The organism is Rhizobium sp. SEMIA 4085, assembly GCF_013004495.1.
In the GTDB taxonomy this organism is placed as follows: domain Bacteria; phylum Pseudomonadota; class Alphaproteobacteria; order Rhizobiales; family Rhizobiaceae; genus Rhizobium; species Rhizobium gallicum.
On sequence record NZ_JABEPH010000340.1, the window covers coordinates 1 to 6606 of the forward strand.

Consider the following 6606-nt stretch of genomic DNA (forward strand, 5'->3'; position numbering starts at 1 on the left):
GGCCCAGCAGGCGCCGCTCCAACCATCGGGCTGAATGCCGCCTTGAACGGCGGTTGCACCGAAGGGGCGGTCGCTGCCCGTCCACACGGCCTGGATGAACAGCCAGTCGATCAACTGAGGCACGACCCAGGCGAGGGCGGCGATCGCAAGCACCGTCAGCCGGATGTCCTTGGGCGTTGCGAGCAGGTTGCGCCTGACCCAGGCGACAGCGCCGCGTTCGCCGGGCGGCGGCGGTTCAGCCGTGAGGATCGCCGTTCTGACAAAGGGGGTGTTGGCAACGGACATCTTATCTCTCCACCAGTGCCATCTTGGCGTTGAACCAGTTCATGAACAGCGACGTGAGGATACTGAGGCTGAGATAGACGACGATCCAGATCAGCACGATTTCGATGGACTGTCCGGTCTGGTTGAGGGTCGTTCCCCCGACCGCGACAAGGTCCGCAAAGCCGATCGCAATGGCCAGCGACGAGTTCTTCGTCAGGTTCAGATACTGGCTCGTCAGCGGCGGAATGATGATGCGGAAGGCCTGGGGCACCACCACAAGGCGGGGGATGGCGGAAGGATGGAGCCCAAGGGCGCCTGCCGCCTCCGACTGTCCTTTGGCTACGCCGCGAATGCCGGCGCGGACGATCTCGGCAATGAAGGCTGCCGTATAGAACGAAAGTGCCAGGAAGAGCGACATGAATTCCGGGCCGACGACCGAGCCTCCAGTCAGGTTGAACTTGCCGGCGACCGGAAGGTCGAAGGACATCGGCAGGCCGGTCACCAGGAAGGCAAGGATCGGAAGGCCGGCGATGAGTGCGATCGAGACCATGATCGTGTGGAACGGCTGGCCTGTCGCGGCCTGGCGCTTATGCGCCCAGCGCGCGGTTATAATGGCGGCGATGATGCCGACGACAAAGGCGATCAGAACCGCCCACATCCCCGCTTCGAAGATCGGCTTCGGGAAGGCCAGACCGCGATTGTTCAGGAACATGTTCAAAGGCAAGTGATACGATTCTCTGACCGCGGGCAGAATGGCAAGAACGCCGGAATACCAGAAGAAGATGACAAGCAGCGGCGGGATGTTGCGGAACACTTCGACATAGACCGTGCAAAGCTTGGCAATCAGCCAGTTGTGCGACAGGCGCCCGATGCCGACGATGAAGCCGATGATCGTCGCGGTGATGATACCGGTAACCGCGACCAGGAGGGTATTCAGGAAGCCGACGACGAGCGCGCGTCCGTAGGTCGAGTCGCTGGAGTAGGAAATCAGCGACTGACCGACCTCGAAGCCGGCGCGTCCTCTGAGGAAGGCGAAACCAGAGGCCGTATTGCTGCGTGCGAGGTTCTCGATCGTGTTGTCCACAATCCACCAGGCCACTCCAGCGATCGCGAGGACGGTGAGAACCTGATAAAAGATACCCCGGTATTTGGGATCATACATTGCGGACCGGAAGGTCCAGCCGGTTTTAGGCAACGGTGTCGTGCCCAGAGCCTCTTGCGTCATGCCGAGCCAATTCCCCTATGTGCCCGTTTTGGGCTTTTTTCTTGGACGTGGGAAAGGCGGTTTCCCGCCTTTCCGGTATTTCATTCCAGGCCGGCGATCAGCGGACCGGGGGCGCGTACTGGATGCCGCCCTTGCTCCACAGAGCGTTCAGGCCGCGTTCGATCTTGAGCGGGCTGCCCTGACCGACGTTGCGCTCGAAGACTTCGCCGTAATTGCCGACGCCTTTAATCACATTATACGCCCAATCGTTGGTGAGTCCGAGGTCGGTGCCGATCTTGGTGTCGGTTTCGGAACCGAGGAAGCGCTTGATATCCGGGTTCGGCGAGTTCTTCATCTCGTCGACATTGGCCTGGGTAATGCCGAAGTCTTCAGCATTGACCAGAGCAAAGGCAGTCCAAGAGACGACATCGAACCACTGGTCGTCACCCTGGCGAACGGCCGGGCCGAGCGGTTCCTTGGAGATGATCTCCGGAAGGATCATGTGCTCGTCGGGGTTCTTCAGCGTCAGACGCAGAGAATAAAGGCCGGACTGGTCGGTCGTATAAACGTCGCAACGGCCGGAGTCGTATGCGGCGTTGACTTCCTCGAGCTTTTCGAAAACGACCGGGTTATACTGAAGGTTGTTGGCCTTGAAGTAGTCGGCGAGGTTGAGTTCGGTGGTCGTGCCGGCCTGAACGCAGACGGCAGCGCCGGAAAGCTCGAGAGCCGACTTAACGTTCAAGCCCTTGCGAACCATGAAGCCTTGACCGTCGTAATAAGTGACCGCGCGGAAGTTGAAGCCGAGAGCAGTATCGCGGTTGATCGTCCAGGTCGTGTTACGCGACAAGACGTCGACTTCGCCGGACTGCAGGGCCGGGAAGCGGTCCTTCGCGGAAAGAGGCGTATACTTGACCTTGGTCGGATCGCCGAACACGGCTGAAGCAACCGCCTTGCAGAAATCGACGTCGAAGCCGGCCCAGTTGCCGGACGCGTCAGGCTGAGCAAAGCCGACGAGGCCGCTGTTGACGCCGCACTGGACGAAACCCTTTGCCTTCACGTCTGCGAGAGTGGCTGCCGCGGCAGACGAGGCGCCAAGGGCGAAAACTGCTGCGCCGACGGCGGCGGACAGGAGCTTAATCTTCATTTTTCCCAACCTTTATCTGTTGTCTTATGTTTTTGTGGAGGGGACGGCTGAAGCAAACCATTCGCCCCCCAATTCTCGACACCCTCCCGGCGCGAGCGGTTCTATCACAGTCGCAAATATCACCACGGTCAAGTGTCGCGGTTCACAATTGCGGCAGAAATTGGCATTTTGGTAAAATGCGCCGCCCTGATAGGCATTTGAGCAGGAAATGGGCACCCCTTTGCGGAAAATTGTCGCGTAATCCACTGATATATCTGATAAAGTAACGAACTGGGGAATTTGTGTAGTCTTAGCCCGGGGTTGACCGTTTTGCGGGGCGGGGCCAGAAGTGCAGCTTTGCATCATTCCGCCAAAGGCCATTCCAGATTATGAACGACAGAGACAATCTACTGCAGAACGCGGGCATCAATACGCGCCTGACGCATATCGGCAACGATCCTTCGGACTACTTCGGTTTCGTCAATCCACCGGTCGTCCATGCCTCCACGGTGCTCTTCCCCAATGCCAGGACGATGGAGACGCGGTCGCAGAAATATACTTACGGCACCCGCGGGACGCCGACGACGGATGCGCTCTGCGATGCGATTAATGCACTTGAGGGGTCTGCCGGAACGATTTTGGTTCCTACGGGCCTTGCCGCCGTTACAGTGCCGTTGCTCGCATTTCTCTCGTCCGGCGATCATGTTCTCATCGTCGATTCGGTCTATACGCCGACGCGGCATTTCTGCGACACGATGCTGACGCGTCTCGGCGTCGACGTCGAATATTACGACCCGGCGATCGGCGCCGGCATCGAGCAGCTTTTCAAGCCGAACACGAAGCTGGTGCACACCGAGGCGCCAGGGTCGAATACGTTCGAAATGCAGGACATTCCGGCAATTGCCGCAATCGCCCACAAGCATGGTGCGGTCGTTGCAATGGACAATACATGGGCGACGCCGGTCTATTTCCGGCCGCTCGACTTCGGTGTCGATATTTCGATTCATGCCGCGACGAAGTATCCCTCCGGCCACTCCGACATCCTGATGGGCACGGTTTCGGCCAATGCCAGGCATTGGGAGCAGTTGAAGGAAGCCAATATCACGCTCGGCATTTGCGGCGCTCCGGACGACGCCTACCAAATCCTGCGCGGCCTGCGCACCATGGGTGTAAGGCTTGAGCGGCACTATGAAAGCGCGCTGACGATCGCCAAATGGCTTGAGGGCAGGGAGGAGGTCGCGAGCGTCCTGCATCCGGCGCTGCCGAGCTTCCCGTCGCATGAACTCTGGAAGCGTGATTTCAAGGGCGCGAGCGGTATCTTCTCCTTCGTGCTCGCAGCCGAAGCTCCGGAGAAATTCAAGGCCAAGGCGCATGCCTTCCTAGACGCACTCCAGGTCTTCGGCCTGGGTTATTCCTGGGGCGGCTTCGAGAGCCTTGCAGTCCACGTCAATCTCAATGATCGCCGTATCCGCAAGGCGCCGCAGGAAGGGCCTGTCATCCGGCTTCAGATCGGTCTTGAAGACGTTGTAGACATCAAGGCCGATATCGAACGTGGTTTTGCAGCCGCCAATGCCGTCTGATCAGTCGGTCGGACGGTAGCCGTAGACCCAGTCGAGATCCGCCGCGAGGCTTTGCGGCGCCTTCAGCAAAAGAACGATATCGCGGCCGATGCGCACCGGACCGCGGGCATGATAAGCGAAGCGGTTGAAGGCGCCGCGCTTGCGAATTTTTGCGACGCGCGGCGCGCGCTGTTGTTCGAAGCGTAGCAGAGCTTCCTTTACGGGATGGGCTGCAAGCAGCGCCGCGAGCTCGTAGGCATCTTCGATTGCCATCGCCGCGCCTTGGGCCGCAAAAGGCGTCATGGCGTGAGCCGCGTCGCCGATAAGGACGGTGTCACTTCCGTTTTGCCAGTTGCCCTCCGTCGCCTCGTAGAGCGGCCAGAAGGTCATGCGGGCCTCACCGAACAGCGATTTGATATCGGCACTCCATCCGGAAAAGCGTATTGAGAGCTGCTTCAATTGCTGCTCCGTCGGATCGTTGCGCCAGTCCTGCGGCGCAGCATTGCCGGCCGTGATGGCGACGAGATTGAGGCTGCCGGCCTCCTTCAGCGGATAGCAGACGAGATGGGCCGACGGCCCGAGGAATGCCGAGACATTGACGCGGTCGAGGAACGACGGCGCGGAATTGCCGGCGATCGTGAAGCGATAGGCTATGTCGCCGGAAAAGTGCGACGAGGGACTGCCCTTGATCGACTGCCGCAGCTTCGACCAGACGCCGTCGGCACCGATGATTACATCCGGCCGGCGGGTGGTTTGAGGAAGCGCGCCCGGGGCGATCCTATGGCCGAGATGGATCGTGCAACGAGGGTTTGCTTCGACTGCCATCAGCAGCGCCCCCTGCAGCGTCGCGCGGTGCAGGACGCCGTAGGGAGCGCCCCAGCGGATGCGAGCGAAGTCGCCTGCGGGAACGGCCGCAAGCGGGCGGAGCGTATCCCCGGAGAAAAGGCGAATGAACTGCGGCTCGAGCCAGACTTTTTCGATGTCCTGCAGGACGCCGAGTTTTGCGAGGATGCGCGAGGCATTCGGCGAGATTTGCAGGCCGGCGCCGACCGCTGCAAGCGCGGCAGCCTGCTCGAAAATATCCGAACTGATGCCGCGCTCAGCCAGGGCCAGAGCCGCGGTCAGGCCCGCAGTTCCGGCGCCGATGATGGCGGCGTGCTCGACCGGCATCTGATGTCCGATCTTGAGTGAATTTACGCTGCCTTGACGTGGAAGACGCAACCGGCGGGCTTCGTCTGGCTCGGCTTTAGCGCGCCGTTGAAGCGATAAAGCGTCGAACAGTAGGAGCAGACCTTTTCGTTGTCGTCGCCCATGTCGATGAAGATGTGCGGATGATCGAAGGGCACGGATGCGCCGGTGCACATGAACTCTTTCACGCCGACTTCAATCACGCGGTGTCCGCCGTCGTTCTGGAAGTGGGGAATGTTGTGGCCGGCCATGTCTGTCTCCGAATGCTTTGGAATGTGCGCGGACATTATAATCCTTCGCCTCAAATGTGTAGAGCCAAAGCGCCGCGCGGCAAATGGTTTTTTGGCGCGGCCGAGGGTTCACCTCCGCTGCTCGATAAAATATGGTCCGGCCAAAAAGGACGGCACTATGAATCTGAATACGCCCGCATTTTCCCGTTTCTCCCACGGCGGCCTGAAACTCGCCTTTTTCGACGAAGGGGACACCAACAGTCCCCCGGCACTGCCCATTCATGGTTTTGCTTCGACCGCCAACGTCAACTGGGTGCATCCCGGCTGGGTGAAGACGCTGGGCGATGCAGGCTATCGGGTGATCGCGATGGACAATCGTGGCCACGGGGCAAGCGACAAACCCCACGATGCCGAAGCCTACCGGCCGTGGATCATGGCGGAAGATGCCGTGGCGCTACTCGACCACCTAGGCATTCCGCAAGCCAATGTCATGGGCTACTCGATGGGCGCGCGGATTTCGGTTTTCACGGCGCTTGCCCATCCGCATCGCGTGCATTCGCTGGTGCTAGGCGGCCTTGGCATCGGGATGACGGATGGCGTTGGCGATTGGGATCCGATTGCCGACGCGCTGCTCGCGCCCTCGCTGGACGACGTCACGCATGCCCGCGGGCGCATGTTCCGCGCCTTCGCCGAGCAGACCAGGAGCGACCGGCAGGCGCTCGCTTCCTGCATCCGGGGATCGCGCGATCTCGTGGCGCGGGCCGACATGGGCAGGATCGGTGCGCCGACTTTGATCGGCGTTGGAACAAAGGACGATATTGCAGGTTCGGCAGAGGAATTGGCGGGCTTGATGCCGCATGCCGAGGCGCTGGACATTCCGGGCCGCGACCATATGTTGGCGGTTGGAGACAAGGTATTCAAGAAGGCGGTCCTAGAGTTCTATGAGAGAGTCGCCAGGCGGTGACGATCCGTCTCAGAGTGCTGCGATTACCAAAAAATCATCCTAAAAAAGCACAGGACCGGCACCCATTTATGTTC

The 6606-nt window shown here is 60.3% G+C and carries 6 protein-coding genes and 1 pseudogene; 2 read left to right on the forward strand and 5 right to left on the reverse strand.

Going from position 1 to position 6606, the window contains the following annotated elements:
• The 3 genes and pseudogenes from C9413_RS25680 to C9413_RS25690 all read right to left on the reverse strand — a co-directional run.
• Positions 1 to 285 (reverse strand): annotated as a pseudogene (locus C9413_RS25680) (amino acid ABC transporter permease); the annotation flags it as partial.
• Position 286: 1 nt separating this feature from the next.
• Positions 287 to 1489 (reverse strand): amino acid ABC transporter permease, encoded by a 1203-nt coding sequence (locus C9413_RS25685; protein ID WP_170251078.1) that lies wholly within the window; start codon positions 1487 to 1489, stop codon positions 287 to 289.
• A gap of 97 nt (positions 1490 to 1586) precedes the next feature.
• On the reverse strand, positions 1587 to 2612 hold the full coding sequence (locus tag C9413_RS25690; protein WP_039844783.1) for an amino acid ABC transporter substrate-binding protein: 1026 nt from the start codon (positions 2610 to 2612) through the stop codon (positions 1587 to 1589).
• Between the two features lie 368 nt (positions 2613 to 2980).
• Between C9413_RS25690 and C9413_RS25695 the strand changes: the two genes are divergently transcribed.
• Positions 2981 to 4171, forward strand: a complete 1191-nt coding sequence (locus tag C9413_RS25695; protein WP_039844784.1) for a cystathionine beta-lyase — start codon at positions 2981 to 2983, stop codon at positions 4169 to 4171.
• Here C9413_RS25695 and C9413_RS25700 read toward each other — a convergent pair whose 3' ends face one another.
• Together C9413_RS25700 and C9413_RS25705 are read right to left on the reverse strand one after the other, a co-directional pair.
• A complete protein-coding gene (locus C9413_RS25700) occupies positions 4172 to 5320 on the reverse strand; it encodes an FAD-dependent monooxygenase (RefSeq protein ID WP_039844785.1) in 1149 nt (382 codons plus the stop codon). It abuts the gene before it with no gap.
• 23 nt (positions 5321 to 5343) lie between these two features.
• Positions 5344 to 5589, reverse strand: a complete 246-nt coding sequence (locus tag C9413_RS25705) for a zinc-finger domain-containing protein (RefSeq protein WP_039846741.1) — start codon at positions 5587 to 5589, stop codon at positions 5344 to 5346.
• Positions 5590 to 5746: 157 nt separating this feature from the next.
• On the opposite strand from C9413_RS25705, the gene C9413_RS25710 reads away from it, so the two are divergent.
• Positions 5747 to 6532, forward strand: coding sequence for an alpha/beta hydrolase (locus C9413_RS25710; RefSeq protein ID WP_170251079.1), 786 nt, complete (start codon positions 5747 to 5749; stop codon positions 6530 to 6532).
• Positions 6533 to 6606: the final 74 nt, after the last annotated feature.

Bases quoted from the DNA above. Each gene is read 5' to 3' on its own strand.
- C9413_RS25710 (WP_170251079.1), top strand. From the start codon at position 5,747: ATGAATCTGAATACGCCCGCATTTTCCCGTTTCTCCCACGGCGGCCTG.
- C9413_RS25695 (WP_039844784.1), top strand. From the start codon at position 2,981: ATGAACGACAGAGACAATCTACTGCAGAACGCGGGCATCAATACGCGC.
- C9413_RS25700 (WP_039844785.1), bottom strand. From the start codon at position 5,320: ATGCCGGTCGAGCACGCCGCCATCATCGGCGCCGGAACTGCGGGCCTG.
- C9413_RS25690 (WP_039844783.1), bottom strand. From the start codon at position 2,612: ATGAAGATTAAGCTCCTGTCCGCCGCCGTCGGCGCAGCAGTTTTCGCC.
- C9413_RS25685 (WP_170251078.1), bottom strand. From the start codon at position 1,489: ATGACGCAAGAGGCTCTGGGCACGACACCGTTGCCTAAAACCGGCTGG.
- C9413_RS25705 (WP_039846741.1), bottom strand. From the start codon at position 5,589: ATGGCCGGCCACAACATTCCCCACTTCCAGAACGACGGCGGACACCGC.